Origin of the sequence: Vibrio profundi, from assembly GCF_005281835.1 — a bacterium.
Taxonomy (GTDB): Bacteria; Pseudomonadota; Gammaproteobacteria; order Enterobacterales; family Vibrionaceae; genus Vibrio; species Vibrio profundi.
In genome coordinates, this window is record NZ_RZIS01000005.1 from 311,417 (window position 1) to 330,444 (window position 19,028).

The 19,028-nt window shown below is 41.9% G+C and carries 15 protein-coding genes; 7 read left to right on the forward strand and 8 right to left on the reverse strand.

All coding sequences use genetic code 11. The features are described from left to right. Positions 1-51: 51 nt before the first annotated feature. Positions 52-1,080, reverse strand: a complete 1,029-nt coding sequence (locus ELZ11_RS14905) for an amino acid ABC transporter substrate-binding protein (protein ID WP_137358211.1) — start codon at positions 1,078-1,080, stop codon at positions 52-54. Positions 1,081-1,538: 458 nt separating this feature from the next. Here ELZ11_RS14905 and ELZ11_RS14910 point away from each other — a divergent pair, with 458 nt between their 5' ends. Continuing rightward, complete coding sequence (locus ELZ11_RS14910) at positions 1,539-2,477, forward strand: NAD(P)-dependent oxidoreductase (RefSeq protein ID WP_137358212.1); 939 nt, start codon at positions 1,539-1,541, stop codon at positions 2,475-2,477. Between the two features lie 49 nt (positions 2,478-2,526). Here the strand turns inward: ELZ11_RS14910 and ELZ11_RS14915 are convergent, their stop codons facing one another. Both ELZ11_RS14915 and ELZ11_RS14920 read right to left on the reverse strand, forming a co-directional pair. Continuing rightward, positions 2,527-3,009 carry a YajQ family cyclic di-GMP-binding protein gene (locus ELZ11_RS14915; RefSeq protein ID WP_137358213.1) on the reverse strand — a complete coding sequence of 161 codons (483 nt, stop codon included), beginning with the start codon at positions 3,007-3,009 and terminating at the stop codon, positions 2,527-2,529. A gap of 12 nt (positions 3,010-3,021) precedes the next feature. Then, the gene (locus ELZ11_RS14920) at positions 3,022-4,080 is read right to left on the reverse strand and encodes a 3-deoxy-7-phosphoheptulonate synthase (RefSeq protein WP_137358214.1); all 1,059 of its coding nucleotides are present in this window, start codon (positions 4,078-4,080) and stop codon (positions 3,022-3,024) included. Positions 4,081-4,287: 207 nt separating this feature from the next. Here ELZ11_RS14920 and ELZ11_RS14925 point away from each other — a divergent pair, with 207 nt between their 5' ends. Together ELZ11_RS14925 and ELZ11_RS14930 are read left to right on the forward strand one after the other, a co-directional pair. Beyond that, positions 4,288-5,175, forward strand: a complete 888-nt coding sequence (locus ELZ11_RS14925) for a putative PEP-binding protein (protein ID WP_137358215.1) — start codon at positions 4,288-4,290, stop codon at positions 5,173-5,175. Between the two features lie 133 nt (positions 5,176-5,308). Next, the gene (locus ELZ11_RS14930) at positions 5,309-5,794 is read left to right on the forward strand and encodes a DUF4442 domain-containing protein (protein ID WP_137358216.1); all 486 of its coding nucleotides are present in this window, start codon (positions 5,309-5,311) and stop codon (positions 5,792-5,794) included. 65 nt (positions 5,795-5,859) lie between these two features. Here ELZ11_RS14930 and ELZ11_RS14935 read toward each other — a convergent pair whose 3' ends face one another. Next, positions 5,860-7,212: a hypothetical protein gene (locus ELZ11_RS14935; RefSeq protein WP_137358217.1), complete on the reverse strand. Its 1,353-nt coding sequence runs from the start codon at positions 7,210-7,212 to the stop codon at positions 5,860-5,862. 98 nt (positions 7,213-7,310) lie between these two features. On the opposite strand from ELZ11_RS14935, the gene ELZ11_RS14940 reads away from it, so the two are divergent. Continuing rightward, complete coding sequence (locus ELZ11_RS14940) at positions 7,311-8,147, forward strand: CvfB family protein (protein WP_137358218.1); 837 nt, start codon at positions 7,311-7,313, stop codon at positions 8,145-8,147. Positions 8,148-8,399: 252 nt separating this feature from the next. On the opposite strand, the gene rsmF is transcribed toward ELZ11_RS14940, so the two are convergent. The 4 genes from rsmF to ELZ11_RS14960 form a co-directional block, all read right to left on the reverse strand. Further along, a complete protein-coding gene (rsmF, locus tag ELZ11_RS14945; protein WP_137358219.1) occupies positions 8,400-9,821 on the reverse strand; it encodes a 16S rRNA (cytosine(1407)-C(5))-methyltransferase RsmF in 1,422 nt (473 codons plus the stop codon). A 130-nt stretch (positions 9,822-9,951) separates the two neighbouring features. After that, complete coding sequence (locus ELZ11_RS14950; RefSeq protein ID WP_137358220.1) at positions 9,952-12,609, reverse strand: MlaD family protein; 2,658 nt, start codon at positions 12,607-12,609, stop codon at positions 9,952-9,954. Continuing rightward, positions 12,599-13,843: a paraquat-inducible protein A gene (locus tag ELZ11_RS14955; RefSeq protein WP_137358221.1), complete on the reverse strand. Its 1,245-nt coding sequence runs from the start codon at positions 13,841-13,843 to the stop codon at positions 12,599-12,601. The genes ELZ11_RS14950 and ELZ11_RS14955 overlap by 11 nt, the downstream gene beginning before the upstream one ends. A 42-nt stretch (positions 13,844-13,885) precedes the next feature. Continuing rightward, entirely contained in the window at positions 13,886-15,682 is a 1,797-nt protein-coding gene (locus tag ELZ11_RS14960) for an ABC transporter ATP-binding protein (RefSeq protein ID WP_137358222.1), read from the reverse strand. A 91-nt stretch (positions 15,683-15,773) separates the two neighbouring features. Between ELZ11_RS14960 and ELZ11_RS14965 the strand changes: the two genes are divergently transcribed. The 3 genes from ELZ11_RS14965 (at position 15,774) to prc (ending at position 18,991) form a co-directional block, all read left to right on the forward strand. After that, a complete protein-coding gene (locus tag ELZ11_RS14965; RefSeq protein WP_137358223.1) occupies positions 15,774-16,247 on the forward strand; it encodes a GAF domain-containing protein in 474 nt (157 codons plus the stop codon). A gap of 99 nt (positions 16,248-16,346) precedes the next feature. Next, positions 16,347-16,973 carry an RNA chaperone ProQ gene (proQ, locus tag ELZ11_RS14970; RefSeq protein WP_137358224.1) on the forward strand — a complete coding sequence of 209 codons (627 nt, stop codon included), beginning with the start codon at positions 16,347-16,349 and terminating at the stop codon, positions 16,971-16,973. Between the two features lie 17 nt (positions 16,974-16,990). Continuing rightward, positions 16,991-18,991 (forward strand): carboxy terminal-processing peptidase, encoded by a 2,001-nt coding sequence (gene prc, locus ELZ11_RS14975; protein ID WP_137358225.1) that lies wholly within the window; start codon positions 16,991-16,993, stop codon positions 18,989-18,991. Positions 18,992-19,028 lie beyond the last annotated feature (37 nt).

Sequence of the window (19,028 nt, forward strand, 5' to 3'; positions counted from 1 at the left end):
ATTTAATAAATAGGGCGGAAAGCTCCGCCCTAATTGATACTGATTGCTTTATTAACGGATAGGTGGAGCGTACATAAAGCCGCCCGCATTCCATAGTGCGTTCACACCACGAGAAATTTGTAGTGGAGAGCCTGTACCAACAGTGCGCTCGAAGCTTTCGCCGTAGTTACCCACTTGTTTGATAACTTGGTAGCCCCAATCATCGCGGATACCTAAGCCTTTACCTTTAGGACCGTCTACACCAAGAATACGTTTGATGTTTGGATCTTTCGACTTAAGCATTTGGTCTGCATTTTTAGAGCTAATGCCGTATTCTTCAGCATTGATCATTGCAGATAATGTCCACTTAGCAACGTTGAACCATTTGTCATCATCTTGACGAACTACAGGGCCAAGAGGCTCTTTAGAGATGATTTCTGGTAAAACTTGTGCAGATGAAGGATCTTTCAGGTTCAAACGAAGCGCATAAAGGCCTGATTGGTCAGTTGTAAGTACGTCACAACGACCTGCGTCGAAACCTTTAGAAGTTTGAGCTGCAGTATCAAATACAACTGGCTTGTAAGACATGCCGCTGTTACGGAAGTAATCCGCAAGGTTAAGCTCTGTTGTTGTACCAGATTGAACACATACAGATGCGCCATCTAGCTCTTTAGCACTTTTAAGGCCAAGATCTTTCTTAACCATGAAGCCTTGACCATCGTAGTAGTTTACGCCTACGAAGTTCAGACCCAGAGCGGTATCACGGTGAAGAGTCCAAGTTGTGTTACGAGATAGCACGTCAATTTCACCAGACTGAAGTGCAGTAAAACGTTCTTTTGCTGTTAATGGTACGTATTTAACTTTTGATTTATCACCAAGTACTGCAGCAGCAAGAGCTTGACAATACTCAACATCAATTCCTTCCCATTCACCTTTTGAGTTAGGGTTAGAGAACCCTGGAAGACCCGTACTCACACCACAAGTTAGAAAGCCTTGAGATGTAACTTTGTCCAGAGTGCTTTCTGCTGCTGATGCAGATGTTGCCATCATTGCAGTTGATGCAGCTACTACTGAAGCAAGAAGTGTTAGTTTATTTGTCATTTGTATCCTTCCTGTATGATCAATGTTAAACCAGGTGACACCTGATACACGTGCTCAATTATTTGTATTAACTAATATCTAAGTGGCTGAAATTACGAATCCTGCAGTAATTTTGAACAACCGTTTATAAGATTAGGAAAGGATTCAGGGTTTCACAAACTTATAATTTAAAAAGAATTTTGAGTGAAATCACAAATCCGAACACAATTAGAATGACCAAATGTTAACTGAATGTAAATAGTGCAAAAGATCACATTGTTGGTGCAACAGGATTTAGATTTTAAATTTATCAATAGATCAGGTTATTAGTCTGTTTTATGAATAATTGGTTGAAGTTATGGTCTTCAATTAGTTTAAAATTTGGTCGTTAATTGTTTTAAATGGTCTTTGGGTGTTATTAATATGCTCCAAATTTGGTAGCATGAGTGAATAGTTATTTATCAGACTCAAGGAAGAAAATGCGTTATTTTCCACTGTTTTTAGATATTGAGAATAAACCAATATTAGTTGTAGGAGGCGGTGAGGTCGCATGTAGAAAGGTTGATGCTCTATTACGAGCTGGGGCTGCAGTAACTCTTGTTTCTCCAAAGGTTGAACCTTATTTACAGGCTCTAATCTCTGATAAAAAGTTAAATTGGATTCAGAATTTTTATTCATCTCAGCTTATATCGTCTGAGTACATACAAGTGTGGGCTACTACTGACAACCCAGAACTCAACCATCAGGTTCATAGAGATGCAAAAAAAATGGGTATTTTGGTCAATGTGGTTGATGACCTTCCATACTGTGATTTCATTACACCTTCTATGATCAATCGCGGTCGTATTCAAATAGCAATTTCAAGTGGAGGGGCTTCACCAGTATTGGTGCGAGGCATCCGTGAAAAGCTTGAGACGGCATTGCCACAGAACCTATCACTGTTAGCAGATTTTGGCGCATCGAAGCGCAATTCTATAAAAGAGTTCTTTTCTACCGTCGATGAACGAAGAAAATTTTGGGAAAGTTTTTTATCGTCTAGTGAGGTAGAAAAAGTAACAGAACGCGATGAGTTGGAAAGTTTATACCAAGAGGCGCTTAAGTCTGGAATTGAAGCTCAGGGCCGCGTAACTTGGGTCGAATTTGGTAAAGATGTCGAGCTGTTGTCTATAAAAGCACTACGGCTAATGCAAGAAGCTGAACTCGTGCTACATGCGGAGCTTTGCCCGTTTACTTTTGTTGATTTATGTCGCAGAGATGCTGAGCGTGATGTCTTCATCGATAGCGGTGAGCTTTCTACTAAACTGATGCTTGCGAAGAAGCAGCAACTACGAGTTGTGGTATTGATACCACCAGCAAGTTCGGCGTTCAATTTATTAATAGGTGATGACACGCGTTTGAGTTGTTCGACTGAAAACTAAAAAAAGGCCTCAATTTGAGGCCTTTTTCATTTAAGGGACTAACTAGAGATTAGTCACGGAAGTTTTCAAACTGGAAAGGTTGACCAAGTTCACCATTGCGAACTAGAGCCATTACAGCCTGTAGGTCATCACGCTTCTTACCTGTTACACGTACTTTTTCACCTTGAATCGCAGCTTGAACTTTAACCTTGTTGTCTTTGATTAGCTTTACGATTTTTTTAGCAACTGGCGTTTCGATACCTTGTTTAAAGATAACGTTTTGGTTCCAGAATTTACCTGTTTGATCTGCTTTTTGAGATTCCATAGCGCTAACGTCTACACCGCGTTTCGTTAGGTTACCACGTAGGATGTCACGTAGTTGGTTCAACTGAAAATCATGCTCTGCTGAAAGCTTTACGGTTTCATCTTTGTATTCAAAGCTTGCTTCTACACCACGGAAGTCGAAACGAGTCGCTAATTCACGGTTAGCGTTATCTACTGCGTTACGTACTTCAACAGTGTCGATTTCAGAGATAATGTCAAATGATGGCATTGTTCTATGTCCTTAAGCTAGGTTGCGTTCTTTAATGGCGTTGGCGAGGATATCTAACATCTTGGTGGTATCACCCCAGCTTAAACATGGATCGGTAATCGATTTTCCATATTCAAGGTTGTTGATGTCTGTCATTGGCTGGTTACCTTCTTCAATGAAGCTTTCTGCCATGATACCTGCGATCTGGTTTTTGCCAGATTTAATTTGAGTCGCGATATCTTGTGCGACATCGAGCTGCTTACGATGCTGTTTTTGACAGTTTGCATGGCTGAAGTCAACAACAAGACGCTGTGGTAAGTCAAATTGAGCTAACTGATTGCAAGCTTCTTCAACAGATGCCGCATCGAAATTAGGGCCTTTATCACCACCGCGTAAAATAACGTGTCCGTATGGGTTTCCTGAAGTGCGGTAAACCGTCATACGTCCATTTTTGTCGGGAGAATAGAAGTAGTGTGACGCTTGAGAAGCTCGGATCGCGTCGATGGCAATCTTCACATTACCGTTAGTCGCGTTTTTGAACCCTACTGGGCAAGATAGCGCAGATGCCATTTCGCGGTGAATTTGCGATTCAGTTGTACGAGCACCGATAGCGCCCCATGTGATCAAGTCAGCAATGTATTGCCCTGTGATCATATCTAGGAACTCAGTCGCTGTTGCCAAGCCGAGTTTGTTGATGTCTAGCAAAAGCTTACGAGCTTTGTTTAACCCTGCTTCAAGCGCGTAAGAGCCATCTAAATTTGGATCGGTAATTAGGCCTTTCCAGCCAACAACAGTACGAGGTTTTTCAAAGTAAGTACGCATAACTACAAAGAGCTCATCTTTGTATTGGTCTTGAACTTGACTTAAACGCTGAGCGTAATCGAGTGCGGCATCGGTATCATGAACAGAACACGGTCCAACAATCACTAAAAGGCGATTGTCTCGTCCGGTTAAAATATCTTCAATTTGTCTACGGGAATTTGCAATGCGTTCAGCAACATCGTCAGTAATGGGATGTGCAGAGCCGAGTTCGGCTGGAGTCGGCATTGGCCCTAGAGCTTGGGTTCTCAACTCATCAGTTTTTAATGGCATGTGATAGCTTTATTATTTCTATTGCGAAGCAGTAAAGATAACGGAATTGAACTGAGGAATAAACTCCTTAACGTCAATCTTATCTATCATTAATACAATAAAAGGATATTTCTCTAGGTCGTGAGGCTAAATGCTTGATTAACACTTGTATTCATGGATTGCTCTCGGTATTTTCGACCAAAACAACATCTATTCACTGGAGCTGCAATGACCCAAGAAAACAAAGGCATTCTTCATCCTGAGCTAGTGCTTGGTGATGTATTACCGTCTTATGGCAATAACCATAATTCTCACCATTTATACGTTTCTATTTCAGAGTTGGTAATGGAACGCATTTTCTATCATCCAAGCATTGAGAATAACTTGGCTGCTCTCTCTGACATAGAGCGTAGTTCGTTAGAAGTTATCCTTAATGGCCAAGCGGTATCTGAACATTTTGTTGATACCTTAGTTGCTGAAATTAAAGCGGCAATTCTACCGTCTCATCAATCGATTCGCGTTTGCCTAAGTGGAGCGGATAGCTATACGTACAATTCGCTTCTTGGTGGTATTCACGAGCAGCAAGAAGTTAATCCTGCGCTTGGCTTACGAGGCGTATCTCGTTTCGCGACAGAAGCGTACCAGCATGCTTTTGCATTAGAGTGTTTAGTGGTCAAAACTTTGCGCGAGCAGGGCATGAACATTGATATTGTTGTGCCATTTGTTCGTTCGCTAAGTGATGCGGCTAAGGTTATTGATTTACTCGCAGAGCAAGGGTTACCTAGAGGGTTAAATGGGCTTAAAGTCTTTTTTTCGTGTGACGTTCCTTCTTCTGTTCTGTTGGCTGAGCGCTTGCTGCATTACTTCGACGGGGTTGTTGTTAATGTAGATAATCTCGCGCAATTTGCTTTAGGTGTTGATAAATTAAATGAAGAGCAGAATTACCAATTTGATCCGCAAAACGAAGCGGTAATAGCACTTATAGATATAATGGTGAAAGCCACGATTGCTGTTAAAAAACCAACGCTTATCGTAACTCAGGCTTTGGCGGAATATCCGAAGCTACAGGAATACATTGTAGACCTAGAAGGTGTTGAACTTGTAGTTACCGTGTAACGATAAGCGCGCAAGTGAATAAGAAAGGGGGATGTTGAACTTGGTCAATATCTCCTTTTTTGTAACAATTCTTTGACAATTTGCGGTCTTAACTATTAACTGGTCTGACAACTATAACCATTAGGTCAGTTTCATGTTTAATCCACTTCAAAAAGCAAACTTATATTTGGCACTGTTCGGATTTTTTAAAGTCCCTTTTATTTGGTTATGCCGCCCGAAAATACTTCAGCTGGACGAGCAAAAGGTTGAAGTGAAAATTCCCTTAAAGCGTCGTACAAAAAACCATTTAAACAGTATGTATTTTGGAGTGTTAGCGGTTGGAGCCGATGTTGCAGGAGGTTTCCTTGCTATGCATAAAGCAGAGAAGCAAGGGGAGAAAATCTCTTTAGCATTTAAAGGAGTAACTGGTGAGTTTTTAAAAAGGCCTGAAGCCGACGTTCATTTTACCTGTCTAGATGGTGGTCTGATTGACGATATGCTTGAAACGACAATGAAAACTGGAGAGCGGATCAATCAGCCCGTCACTATTATTGCTACTTGCCCGAGTTTGCATGGGGATGAACCAATGGCAAAGTTTTCGTTAACTTTATCGATTAGAAAAATTGCCAGTAAAAGATAAAGTGCTTCACTAACCCGAGCCTTGAGCAAACCGCTAGTGAAACACATAATGCGGCTCAAATTTGACTAATCCAGCTTAATTTCTTCTATATCAACAATTTTCGAACGGCTCATGATAATTTTGTAACGGTAGTAGTTAGGTTCACTATCGTGGTTATTTTCTTTGATAACCAAGTTAAGCAAGTGGCGCTTTTCCACTGATTCTCGGCTGACTTGCCCTTCATTCAATCGATAGATCTTATTAGAGCCTTTATCCATTAAACGGGTTAAGGCTCTTAAACTGATTGAGAGTGTCTCTCTTGTTTCTTCGTAACCACTCATAAAGGTAGAAGTCGACATCTCTGCATGGGAGCGGTAATGCAGAATTTGTTCTTCTCTTTGGACGACACGTTTTTTACGTATGGCTTGAATTCTGTCGGCAAGCTTGGAAAAGCTCGTATAATCCAACCATTCCAATTTATGACCAACGGATTTATTAGTGCTTGGATCGTAGTAACGGCGTTTCCATTTAGGTTTTCCTTTGCGAATCCAGCGCCACAGAATATCACGTAAATCGTCTTTAAATATTTCACGTAATGCATAGATAAATGACATCGCAACGATGAAAGATGCGGTGATCTCACCTAAGAAGTCTCGCGCTAAAATAACTGTTGTGGTCACAAATACCATCACCAGACCTGTCGCAATCCCTTTAACGGCCCGCTTGATGTTTTTACCCATCGAAGTGGTCTTTTCCTTAAGAACGATAGGGTGCTCAATCAAACGCCTTAATAAGCGCATTTTGTTACTAAGGCGAGTAACGTCATCACGGACTTGTTTGGAATTGTAGTGATTGAGTTTACGGTGAGCGGTTTCTTTCTCACAAAGTGTCGTCAAGCGTTCTTTAATTGTGGAGTACTCTTTCTCGCGGGGAAGATGGGCTACTAGCGACAAGAATTTCTGTTCGGTGTACCAAGATAGGTAGTTGTCTATATTCGCATAATAACGTTTTAAATTTTCTTCATATGGAATACTACGTCTTAGGCGCTTTAGGATATCTAGCGCTAGTTCAATAACTTCATCCACTTCATCCGAGGTTACGCTGTCACCTGTTGTTTTGTTAAGGCTACTCACCGCTTTATCTAATGCGATCACATATTGATAGGCGAACAAACTCAAACTGACACGGTATTGCGTGATAGAGAGGCGGCCACGCTTTGCTAATCGGCTGTGTACTAAAGGTAAAAGTGTTTTATCACTGTAGTAAGCGCGTTTTTGCGTAATCGAGCTGTAATAGAATTCGCTTTCAGATAGTACTTCAGGGGATAAGCCCAGTTCACCGGGAATAAAAAGATATACATCCATGTCGAGCATTTTGGTTTTTGCCATTGCATGGTTTATTTTTAGAGTTATCGCATCTTGTTTATCTACCGTGATCAACTAAAGCTCCTAGAGAATGAAAAATATTAATTGAAACTAGCGAAAGCATAACAGAGATCACGTATAATCTCCGCCAAATTTAAAGAGAGACAATATAGATGATTAACATTGGTCAAATAAACAGCTTAGAAGTAGTAAAACTAGCAGACTTTGGTGTGTTCCTGGATGCAGGCGACTATGGAACTGTCATGCTGCCAAAACGATTTACTCCTGAAGGGGCTGAAATTGGTCATAAATTAGACGTATTTTTATATATTGATTCAGACAATCAAGTAGCTGCAACAACTGAAACACCTATCGCGAAAGTTGGCGAATGGGGATTGATGACCGTTGAAGGTGTGAACAGCATTGGCGCATTTGTTGGCTGGGGTGTTAAAGGTAAGGACCTTTTGATCCCATTCAGTGAGCAACGTGGCCGCTTACATGAAGGTCAAAGCATTTTAGTTTACGTATACACAGATAAGGCATCTGGTCGTATTGTGGGCACGACGAAGTTCAATAAATGGTTAGATAACACGCCAGCAGAATACAAACGAAACCAGCAAGTCGAGTTGATTATTGCTGAGCGTAGTCAGTTGGGCTACAAAGCGATCGTAAACGGCGAGCACTGGGGTATGATTTTCCCGTCTGATGTTATCGGTAAGCTGTTTATTGGTAAAACACTGAAAGGTTACATCAAGAACATTCGTGAAGATGGAAAAATTGATCTTTCTTTGCAGAAAGTCGGTGTAGCTAAGATGGACGATTTGAGCACCAAGATTATGGATCTGCTAGAGAAGAAAGGCGGCTATTTGCCACTTAATGATAAGTCGACTCCTGATGCGATCTTCTCGGCGTTCAGAACCAGTAAAGGTACGTTTAAGAAGACAATCGGTGGTTTGTACAAGCAAGGTAAAATCACGATTGAAAAAGAAGGCATTCGAATCGCCGAATAGACTTATTGGATGTATCGATTACATTCAATAAGAATAAAAAGAGGCCCGAAACGTCTATGTTTTGGGCCTAGGGGAAACGGCTCCTAACGAGCCTGCGCTAAAACTGTATTGAATTCATGACACGTAAAAATAGGCTTTAACCAAGGTTAAAGTGCTCGGTGAAACGCGCTGTTTCAATAAGTGTAGTACAGGTGTTAGCCATAGCCAGCCACAAAAAGTAAAACTTTCCAGAGCTGAACTAAGGTAGAGTTTCTAGAATAAGTTTTTGTCTTTTACTAGTTCTCTTGGTAACCCATTTTTGATTCGGGTACCGACCCATTTTCCTAAGCCGATCACATCATCATGAAGCTTAACTAGTACTTCGCCCTTACCGGAAACGCCTTCAGGGCGTACATCTCGACCCATGTACCATTCACGTGCATCATCTACAGTTAGCTGAACACTGTTCGACTCATCTCCTGTTGCCAATGCAGTCGCCACTTGATGTTGCCAGCGGTAGCCTTTCTTGTGTGCTTCAGCAATCTTAATCCCCATACGAGAAAAGCGGAGTTCGCCGATCATTGGCTCAAGGGCATTTGGGAATAGCCAAACGTCTTTGTCTCGTAGCCACACACTAGAGTCACTAGGCAGTGAGATATTCAAGCTTGTTTGAAGTTGCTCATTAATATCAGTTTGAACTTTCTTTGATGCTTTCTCGAATGGGAATTTCCCCATACGCTTTTTGACTTCTGGTGGGGTAACCGACGCTAATTTTTTAATTCGAGCGACAAAGAAGCCTTCGCAATCGAACACTTGAGGGTATATGTGTAAGAAACCGTCTTCGGTTAGGGCGGCTTCAGCGTTATCAAATAAGTTATCTAGGCGTTCGAATTCAACAGCGTCACCAAACGTCTCTTTTAGATGAAAACACACTTGTTGGTTCTCTTCTAAGTTTAGGGTGCAGGTTGAGTAAACTAGCGTGCCGTTAGGCTTTAAGGCGTGAAATGCACTCTCGATAAGATCTTTCTGTGTGTTCGCAATGTCGAATACGGACTCGCGGCTCCAGTTCTTCATCGCATCGGCATCTTTACGGATAATACCTTCGCCTGAGCATGGAGCATCTAAAAGTACTGCATCGAATTGTTCTGGTAACCAACCGCCGAAAACACGGCCGTCGAAATTGCTTAGTGCCGCATTTCGTACTCCACACCTTTCAATGTTGGCATGTAAAACTTTCACGCGGCTTGCCGCGTATTCGTTCGCAACGAGTATCCCTTGGTTATTCATTTTCGCGGCGATCTGGGTTGTTTTTGACCCTGGTGCGGCAGCGGTATCGAGTACCGATGAAAATGATTCTTCACCTATGAATAGCGCGGACACTGGCATCATAGAGCTGGCTTCTTGAATGTAAAAAAGGCCTGCCATGTGCTCAGCAGTATTACCCAATGGGATAACACTTTCATCTGCAGTGATCCAAAACCCGGTCTCGCACCAAGGGACGGGCTCTAATTCCCAACCTTTATCTTGTGCTCGCTCTAAAAAATCAGTCACTGAGATTTTTAGAGTATTCACGCGGATACTTTTTCTTAATGGCCTTTTACAAGCTGCGATGAATGATTCCATGTCCAAGTGCTTAGGCATGGTTTCTTCGATGTTTTTTAGGAATTCGTCAGGGATGTGAATATTAGCGTGCAAAGGTAGTACCCGAGTGTTGAATGCTTTTTGAATGTTGGATTCTAATCGAAAAGGGCAAGAGTCTAAACAAGAAAAATGCAGCACTATGGCTGCATTTTAGTTGTTGGGTTAATTTAAAGGCGAATAACGGCTAAGGTTTAGGTATTGCGGTTCGCCATTTTTTCCAGTCATCTTCAGCAGTCGGGTAAAGGTAGAAAGACTGGCCTTCATCTGCAACAGACTGGAGCGCATTTCTCTCTGGTGTGGAGAAAGTAATGCCACCTCTGACTAAGCTATCAAATGTACCGGCTTTGATATTTGCCCCAGAAAGACCAATTGATACGTCTACACCAGAGACATTCCAGAATACGCTGTTGGCGCGGATCAGGTACGCGTACTCCGGGTCAATTTCAATGGAACTAATGACTCGGTCAGCAAATTCGCCTAACTTAACATCGGTAACTACGCCAACCTCGATTTCACGATACAGAATTGGTGTACCAACTGTCACTGAACCTCGGCTTTCGCTTTGTAATGTGAACTGTTTTCCTTGAACCTTATTCGGACCATTTTGCAATTCAAATGCGAAATGTTGTTTGCCACTACCTGGTTGAACATTGATGTACTTAGAAAGTAATGCAGAAACGTTTTTCACGCCACCTAAACCAATTTCGGCTTCTGCAAGCCAAAAGTGACTACCATGCAGGGCAACATCATCAACGTATTCAGGTAACACGCGTGCAGTCACTTCAACATCACCACGTTCAAAGTTCGGTACCACTAAGGTTACTTCACCAACGCGAACCCCTTGATATTTAATCGGCATTCCTTTGGTTATTTCTTGTGTACCATTAGATGTAAGGGTGATCGCTCTGCCAAACTTTCTTGCTGAGTTATGATCTTTGTAGAGCTTCCATTCTTTACCCAGTTTGTTGTCTATACCCGGTAAGGAATCAAAAGCGATTCCACCTTGAACCAAGGTTTTAAGAGGGGCGGCTTTGATATTGATTCCCGACAGTGATGCATCGACTTCAACGCCAGAGCGGTTCCAAAACACGGTTTGGCTAGTGACTAAATGTTTGTAACGGTTTTCAATGGTCGCTTTAATTCTTACGCCACCGTCTGTCAGATAAAAATCAGAAACACTACCTACTTGAAGGTTACGGTAGAGCAGTGGGCTACCCTTAGAAATAGGAGGGAGCTCAGTAGCGAACAGTGAAATGGTTTGCGAACCGGATTGGTTATATTTAGCTAATTCCGCAAGAGATTGACTTTGGAACAGCTGATACTCATCTCGAACGCCGGCTTTACCTTCACTAACAAAGCTAATAGAGCCCGTTAATAGCTGTTTGGCGGGTGGAACGGTAACACTTAATCCGGATTCTGTAAGTTCTGCTGTCGCGCTACCTGTTACATAGAAGCGGTTATTGCTTTTAATTAGGTGAGCATATTGGTTGTCAATTAAGGCATCCATATATACTTCGCTGTGGCCATTGCTATTGCCTACTTCGTCAATTAAACCAACCTCAATGATTGAGCCAACTACGATACCTTTATAAAGCAGGTTTGCACCTACATCTAAGCCAAATGAATTATTAGATGCAAGCCTGATTGTAATCGACTTCTCTTGTTCTTGATTGTATTCGTGCTTTCTAATAGCGGTGAAACGTCGAGCCTTGTTTCCTTCACCTGGAACCAAAGTTAAGAAGTTGCCAGTCACTAAGTTGGCTATGTTCTCGACACCGGTTAACGAAACTTTCGCCTCTTCCAATACGAATTTACTGCCGGTATTAAGTAAATCACTGAATGCAGGTTGAATTGCGGCAGACGCAACGATTTTTTCGCGGCCTTCACTTAGAGATAGGTCGGTAATTTGGCCAATCTCGATACCCCTATACATGATAGGCGCACCTTTAGAACTAATTTTGTTGTCGTCAGGTACAGAAATCTTAACTGGGATACCACGTCCTGCAGTTTTAAGGTCGGGGTACAACCTGAAACGAGAGTCCTTATCAACAGGCTCACCACCATCGGGGGAGTCAACAGCGATCGAGCCACCTAAAAGAGCACTTAAGCTTTCCAATCGAACGTCGACGCCGGAGAAGCCAATACTTGCACCTAATCCACTTACGTTCCAAAAGCGGCTCTGGTTGGTGATGATGTGGCTATACTCGTCTTGAATTGAAGCTTGGATAGTAACGGATTTGGCGTCGTCGTTCAGCTGGTAGTTGTACACCTCACCAATTGGGATTTTCTTGTAGATGATTTGCGAACCAATGGATATACCGCCTAAGTCTTTGGCCTGCAGCATAATGTTCAAACCTTTAGAGGTATGAAGATCGGCAGGGGCTTTATCTAAAGCATGGAATTTAGTTTCTAAATCACCATCTTCTTCACTAGGTTGCAATGCAATATAGTTGCCTGACACGAGCGCATCTAAACCAGATATTCCAGAAAGGCTGGCTGTCGGTTTCACTAACCAAAAGCGCGTGTGTTCTGTAAGTAGCTTAGCGGCTTCTGGATAGATATCAGCATCGACATAGATATTGGTAAGGTCTTTCGACAAAGTGATATCGCGCACCATACCAACTTCTAAACCTTGATAGCGAATTGTCGTTCGACCTGCTACAAGGCCTGCCGCATCGGAGAAATAGATTTGTACCCGTTGGCCTGCATCATGGATGGACTTAACTACCAGCCACCCGGCTAACACTAGTGTGAGAATAGGTAAGATCCAAAGGGGCGAGACTCCCTTATTTTTCTTAATATCCGGTGTATAGGACTTTTGAGTTTGGTGCTTATCGTTCATTCACTGGCTCATCTTTAGATGTGTAATTATCCCAAATCAATCTAGGGTCAATACTGTCTGCGGCTAGCATCGTAAGTACTACAACAATGCCAAACGCTACGGCGCCATAGCCTGGGGTAAAGTTTAGAATTTGTCCTCGGTCAACCAAGGTCATCATGATAGAGATTACAAATAAGTCCATGACGGACCATTTTCCTACCCACTTAACAATGAAGTAGATTGTCATTCTTTGTCGGTGGTACACCGAACGTTTAAATTGGATACAAAGTAAGATGTAGCCAAGGCCAAGAATTTTGGCTACAGGTACAACAATACTAGCAACAAAAATGATGATAGCGATGCCATACATTTCGCTATTAATAAGAGAAGCAACCCCAGAAAAAATCGTGTCTTCCAAACGTTGACCATTGGTGATTAAAATTGAAATGGGAATGACGTTTGCTGGAATGACTGCGACGGAAGCGGCAATTAAGTATGCCCACGTTTTTTGAAGCGAGTAAGGTTTACGGTGATGCAGTGCCTTATGGCAGCGAACACATTTATGATTTTCTGGTTGGGATAGATGGCAGTTATGACAGTGGACGTCTTTGCTCTCGAACGTAAATTCGGTTTCTTGTTTCCATGCTTCCCAGTAACGACGCACACTGATTCTACTTACGAGTAATACACTAAACAGTTGCAGTAACAGCAACCCAAGTAGCCCAGGTCCAATAAAGATGTCGGAATAATCTTGAAGTTTGAAGCATGAAATAGCGATACTTACTAGAAATACATCAAGCATCATCCAGTGCTTTAAATCTTGAATGAGAATGAGCGCATAGCGAAAGGGTGTAAATAGACGTTTTGCTAACGAATAATGCGCGACTAATACAGATGAACAAACCAAAAATGGCGCGATCGAACTGCAAAATAGAATGAGGATAGCCAGCAACGTAAAGCCTTCGTCCATCAGTGTGAGCATTCCAGATGGCAATGTCGCTGGGATCATCACTCCAATCAGTCTGATACTAATAAAATCAAAGAAGTGGGATGGAATAAAAAGCAGTAAACAAGTAACTGCAATCGCTAAGTTCCCGGATAAGCTAGGAGAGCCCCCTCGATATAACTGAGTACCACACCTTGGGCAATATGCTGTTTTACCTTTTGGTACGTCAACGATATCTACTGGTAGCTCACAACCCTGACAAAGGCGAACATCTTGAGGAGAGTGTTGATGATCAACTAAGGAGGTCATGCGACCTCCTCGTCAAAGCGGACAAACAGTGGGTGAGTTTTGCTAGGCGTGAGATTGCACACTGCCATACAGTGTTTGATACAGTCCTTCTTGTTCAACCAATTCACCATGAGTCCCTGTCTGTGTCACTTGACCATCTTCTAAAACATAGATGAGGTCAGCCTGTTTTACCGCCGATAAACGGTGAGCAACAATTAAAGTTGTGCGACCTTTTAGGAATTCGCTCAGTGCTTTGTGTAATGCAGCTTCTGTTGCTGTGTCGAGCGCTGAGGTCGCTTCGTCAAGAATAACAAACTTAGGGTCGCTCAACACCATACGCGCGATCGCTAGCCTCTGTCTTTGGCCTCCTGATAGCCGAATCCCGTTGCGTCCAATTTGTGTCTCAAGACCGTCACTTAGTTGCGAAATAACGTCCTGCATTTGAGATACTTCTAACGCACGCCATAATGACAATTCATCGTAGTCTTCACCAAGGGTGAGATTATGCCTTAAGCTGTCGTTAAAAAGTATAGGTTGTTGTAATACAACCGCTATTTGGTTTCTTATTACCTCGAAACCGATGTCGTCGACGGCTTCTCCATTGAAGCGAATTGTCCCTTTATTCGAGCGATAAACGCCAATCAAAAGTTGAATTAACGTCGACTTCCCGCCACCGCTGGCCCCGACTAAAGCGACCTTCTTTCCTGCCGGAATAGAGAGCGAAATATTATTTAAAACAGTGTTTTCTTCATTGTAAGAGAATGTAACATTTTCAATCGAAACGTCAACTTCATGTCCTTCAATGAATGGGTTCACTTTACTTATTGGCCGGTGTTCTTCCTCTAGTTGCAGTAGGTTGTTAATTCTATTCAGCGCGGCCTTAGCGCTATACCAAGAGAATTGAATTCCTAACAATTCCTGTACAGGGCCGAGCATGAACCATAAGTAACCAAATACAGCAAAAATTTGACCTATGGTTAAGTCGCTAAAGAGAACCATTAACATTGCGACAGCACGGAACAGTTCAAAACCTAGTAGAAACAGTAGAAATGAAACACGGCCAGCGGCTTCCGATTGCCAAGCATATTTATCGGCGTCTTGACGTACTTGGTCTGCTTGCTGTTTTAGCTCGTCTAAGAAAATGCGTTCTTTGTTAGCCGCGCGAAGTTGGTAAATACCATCTAGGGTTTCCACTAAGCGGTTTTGAAAGCGTTCAAAAGATTGGTTTTCTCTTTTCTTAAGATGCTTGACCATCCCACCAAGCTTACGAGAAAAATAGATAACAATCGGGTTCACTAATAGAATAAACAACCCCAATCGCCATTCTAACCACAGCAATACACCGGCTGTGCCAATAACAGTAAGCAGGCTAATCACAAACTTTGCTAAGGTGGAGCCAATGAACTTATCTATGGTCTCAATGTCTGTAATTAGGTGGGCATTAATACCGCCACTACCTTTAGTTTCGTACTGGCGAATACTTATTCGGCCAAGTTTATCAATCATCTTACTTCTCATTTGATAAGTGATTGTCTTTGAAACTAACGTGAATTGTCGGCTTTGAAGGATATTAAAACCTTGGCTCAAACTTCTCATTAATATGACAAGTAATAAAGTCAGAGCAATGTAGCCAGTTGGAGTTTGAAAATACTCAGGTAAGAGATAGTTCATCATCTCTAACCCCGATCCCGGTTGGTTGAGTAAAACTTCATCTACCATTAGTGGCATTAATAGCGGAATAGGGACACTAAGAAGAGTGGCTACGACGGCGATTCCATTTGCAAACAACAGCTTGGACTTGTGTTTTTTTACTTGAGTTATTAACCAAGAACGGCTAATAGTGTCATTTGTATAAGTCATTATAATGAGAATAAGTCCTATTTAGGTTGATTGCGACGCATTCTACGTAGATCTCTTAATAATGGAAGTCTCAATTCGATCGGAAGTTAATATGAAAATAGAACATTATCAGCGCTTAACCAAACAGGCAGTTGCTTTAATTGAATCTGAATCAGACCTAATTGCGAATCTAGCAAATATTAGTGCTCTGCTGTTTATGGAACTAGAAGAATTAAACTGGGCTGGTTTCTATCTAATGAAAGAAGATGAGTTGGTTCTTGGTCCTTTCCAAGGAAAGCCGGCTTGTGTTCGTATTCCTGTAGGGCGCGGCGTTTGTGGTACTGCTGTTTCAACTAATACAGTGCAACGTATTTATGATGTTCATGAGTTTGAAGGACACATTGCATGCGATGCTGCGAGCAATTCTGAGATCGTAATTCCATTTTCTATCAACGGAAAAATAGCAGGGGTATTGGACATCGATAGCCCAAATATTGGCCGTTTCAATGAAATTGATGAGGAAGGTCTAACAAATTTCATGGTTGAAGTGGAAAAGCTGCTCAATTCACACGCGAACAAAGCATAATTTAACCTCTTAGTGTGGTTTTTCCTTTGCATGTCTCTATAATACGTAAAAAATATTTTCTTAATGCTCGCGGAAAGACCGCAACAACCAGGAACCCTCATGGAAAACACTGAAAAGTTAAAAAACAGCAAAGAAGTTATCGCATATATTGCTGAATGTTTCCCTAAATGCTTTACTTTAGAAGGTGAAGCAAAACCACTTAAAATTGGTATTTTTCAAGATCTTGCTGAACGTCTTAGTGAAGATGAAAAAGTAAGTAAGACTCAACTTCGCGCAGCGTTAAGACAGTACACATCATCATGGCGTTATCTTCACGGTGTTAAACTAGGTGCAGAGCGTGTAGATTTAGACGGTAATGCAAGTGGTGAACTTGAAGAAGAACACGTAGAGCACGCAAAAGCGACACTTGCAGAAAGTAAAGCTAAAGTACAAGCTCGTCGTAAAGAGCAAGCACAGAAAGCTCGTGAAGAAGGCAAAGCAAAACCTAAGGCGAAGAAAGCTCAACAGCCTCGTCGTCAAGCGCCTAAAACACAAAAAGCTCCAAGCAAGCCTGTAGAAACACGCGCTTTAGAAACCAATGAAATCGTCACTGGTAAAGAAGTAAATGTGAACATGGGTAAAGGAAACATGGCTGCGACCATTGTTGAAATCAATAAGGAAGATGTACGTGTTCAACTAGCAAACGGCCTACAAATGGTTGTTAAAGCGGAGCACTTGCGCGCATAAAGGAGATACTCCTACGCATGAAATGCCGTTCAAAATTGACACTGATTGCTGCTAGCTTATGGCTAGCAGCTTCAGCTCAGGCTTTAGAAGCCAAACTAAACAAAGACGACTTACCAGTCCTTGCTCCAGAAGTGCAACATGAAACTGCGAGCAAACGAGTCACTTCTCGCTTCACGCGATCTCACTATAAACACTTCAATCTCAACGACGACTTCTCTCAAGCGATATTCGACCGTTACGTTGAAATGCTTGATTACAATCGTAATATCTTCACGCAAGCAGACATCGATTCTTTCAATAAGCTCTCTGTTCAACTAGATGAGCAGTTGAAGTCGGGCAATAACCAAATTGCTTTCGATGTATATAACTTGTCTATGCAGAAGCGTTTTGAACGCTTTCAATATGCTTTGTCATTACTTGATGACGAAATCAAATTTGATGTCGACGAAAGTATCGAATTAGATCGAAGTGAAGCTGCTTGGCCTATTGATACTGCAGAAGTTAACGAATTGTGGCAAAAACGCGTTAAATACGATGCGTTAAACCTTAAGTTAACAGGCAAAGAGTGGCCTGAGATTCAAGAAGTGTTGGAAAAGCGCTACAACAATGCGATGAAGCGTATTACGCAGTCGCACAATGAAGATGCTTTCCAGCTTTATATGAATGCTTTCGCTCGTGAAGTGGATCCTCATACAAGTTACTTATCACCTCGTAATGCCGAACAATTCCAATCAGAGATGAATTTATCTCTAGAAGGAATTGGTGCCGTGTTACAAATGACGGACGATTACACCGTGATCCGCTCATTGGTTGCTGGTGGCCCAGCTTCTAACAGTAAGCAACTTGGTGAAGGTGATCGAATTGTTGGTGTAGGGCAAGATGGCGAAGAAATTGTTGATGTCATTGGATGGCGTTTAGATGATGTAGTGCAACTGATTAAAGGTCCAAAAGGAACTAAAGTTAAGCTACAAATCTTACCTGATGGGAAAGATGCCAAAAGTCACGTTGTCACAATTGTTCGAGATAAAATTCGTTTAGAAGACCGCGCTGTTAAGTCAGAAGTGATTGAGCAAGATGGCCGTAAGATAGGCGTTTTAGAAGTTCCGAGTTTTTACGTAGGTTTATCTAAAGATACAGATAAGCTAATTTCTGAATTAAAGCAGAAAGGCGTGGAAGGGATTATCGTTGATTTACGTAACAACGGTGGCGGTGCATTAACCGAGGCTACAGCGCTTTCAGGTTTGTTTATCGAAAAAGGGCCTGTTGTACAGGTTCGCGATAGCTACGGTCGAGTGAAAGTTAATAGTGATACCGATGGCGAAATCAGTTACCAAGGCCCATTAACGGTTTTAGTTAACCGCTATAGTGCTTCTGCTTCTGAAATTTTTGCCGCGGCAATGCAAGATTATGGTCGTGCGATTATTTTGGGTGAAAACTCATTTGGTAAAGGCACGGTTCAACAGCATCGTTCTTTGAATCATATCTATGACTTGTTCGATAAAGAATTAGGGTATGTTCAATATACTATTCAAAAATTCTACCGAATTAATGGCGGTAGTACGCAGAATAAAGGGGTAGTTCCTGATATTGCGTACCCAACACCAATTGATCCGGCAGATACTGGCGAAAGTGTAGAAGATAATGCATTGCCTTGGGATAGCATCGACAAAGCTAAGTATGATGTGTTACAAAGTAATGATGAAGAAATTGCAGCGCTTACCGCTAAGCACCAACAGCGCATAGCGAATGATATGGAATTCAATTTTATCGCTGAAGACATCGTTAAATACAAAGCTGATAAAGATGATAATCGCTTATCTTTAAGTGAAAAAATCCGTCAGCAAGAGTCAGATGACGCTGAAAAACTACGTCTAGAGCGCATCAATTTAAGACAAAAAGCATCGAAACAAGAACTTTATGCTTCTCTTGATGATGTGCCAAAAGACTACGAAGTACCAGATGCGTATTTAAATGAATCAGTCGCAATTATGATCGATATGATTTCAGCCGAAAAGTAGTTAACTATCTGATAAATAATAAAAAGTGAGCGTGTAG

What these genes read in the sequence shown, in the direction of transcription:
- ELZ11_RS14905 (WP_137358211.1), bottom strand. Translation starts at nt 1,080, where the DNA reads ATGACAAATAAACTAACACTTCTTGCTTCAGTAGTAGCTGCATCAACT.
- ELZ11_RS14910 (WP_137358212.1), top strand. Translation starts at nt 1,539, where the DNA reads ATGCGTTATTTTCCACTGTTTTTAGATATTGAGAATAAACCAATATTA.
- ELZ11_RS14915 (WP_137358213.1), bottom strand. Translation starts at nt 3,009, where the DNA reads ATGCCATCATTTGACATTATCTCTGAAATCGACACTGTTGAAGTACGT.
- ELZ11_RS14920 (WP_137358214.1), bottom strand. Translation starts at nt 4,080, where the DNA reads ATGCCATTAAAAACTGATGAGTTGAGAACCCAAGCTCTAGGGCCAATG.
- ELZ11_RS14925 (WP_137358215.1), top strand. Translation starts at nt 4,288, where the DNA reads ATGACCCAAGAAAACAAAGGCATTCTTCATCCTGAGCTAGTGCTTGGT.
- ELZ11_RS14930 (WP_137358216.1), top strand. Translation starts at nt 5,309, where the DNA reads ATGTTTAATCCACTTCAAAAAGCAAACTTATATTTGGCACTGTTCGGA.
- ELZ11_RS14940 (WP_137358218.1), top strand. Translation starts at nt 7,311, where the DNA reads ATGATTAACATTGGTCAAATAAACAGCTTAGAAGTAGTAAAACTAGCA.
- ELZ11_RS14950 (WP_137358220.1), bottom strand. Translation starts at nt 12,609, where the DNA reads ATGAACGATAAGCACCAAACTCAAAAGTCCTATACACCGGATATTAAG.
- ELZ11_RS14955 (WP_137358221.1), bottom strand. Translation starts at nt 13,843, where the DNA reads ATGACCTCCTTAGTTGATCATCAACACTCTCCTCAAGATGTTCGCCTT.
- ELZ11_RS14960 (WP_137358222.1), bottom strand. Translation starts at nt 15,682, where the DNA reads ATGACTTATACAAATGACACTATTAGCCGTTCTTGGTTAATAACTCAA.
- ELZ11_RS14965 (WP_137358223.1), top strand. Translation starts at nt 15,774, where the DNA reads ATGAAAATAGAACATTATCAGCGCTTAACCAAACAGGCAGTTGCTTTA.
- proQ (WP_137358224.1), top strand. Translation starts at nt 16,347, where the DNA reads ATGGAAAACACTGAAAAGTTAAAAAACAGCAAAGAAGTTATCGCATAT.
- prc (WP_137358225.1), top strand. Translation starts at nt 16,991, where the DNA reads ATGAAATGCCGTTCAAAATTGACACTGATTGCTGCTAGCTTATGGCTA.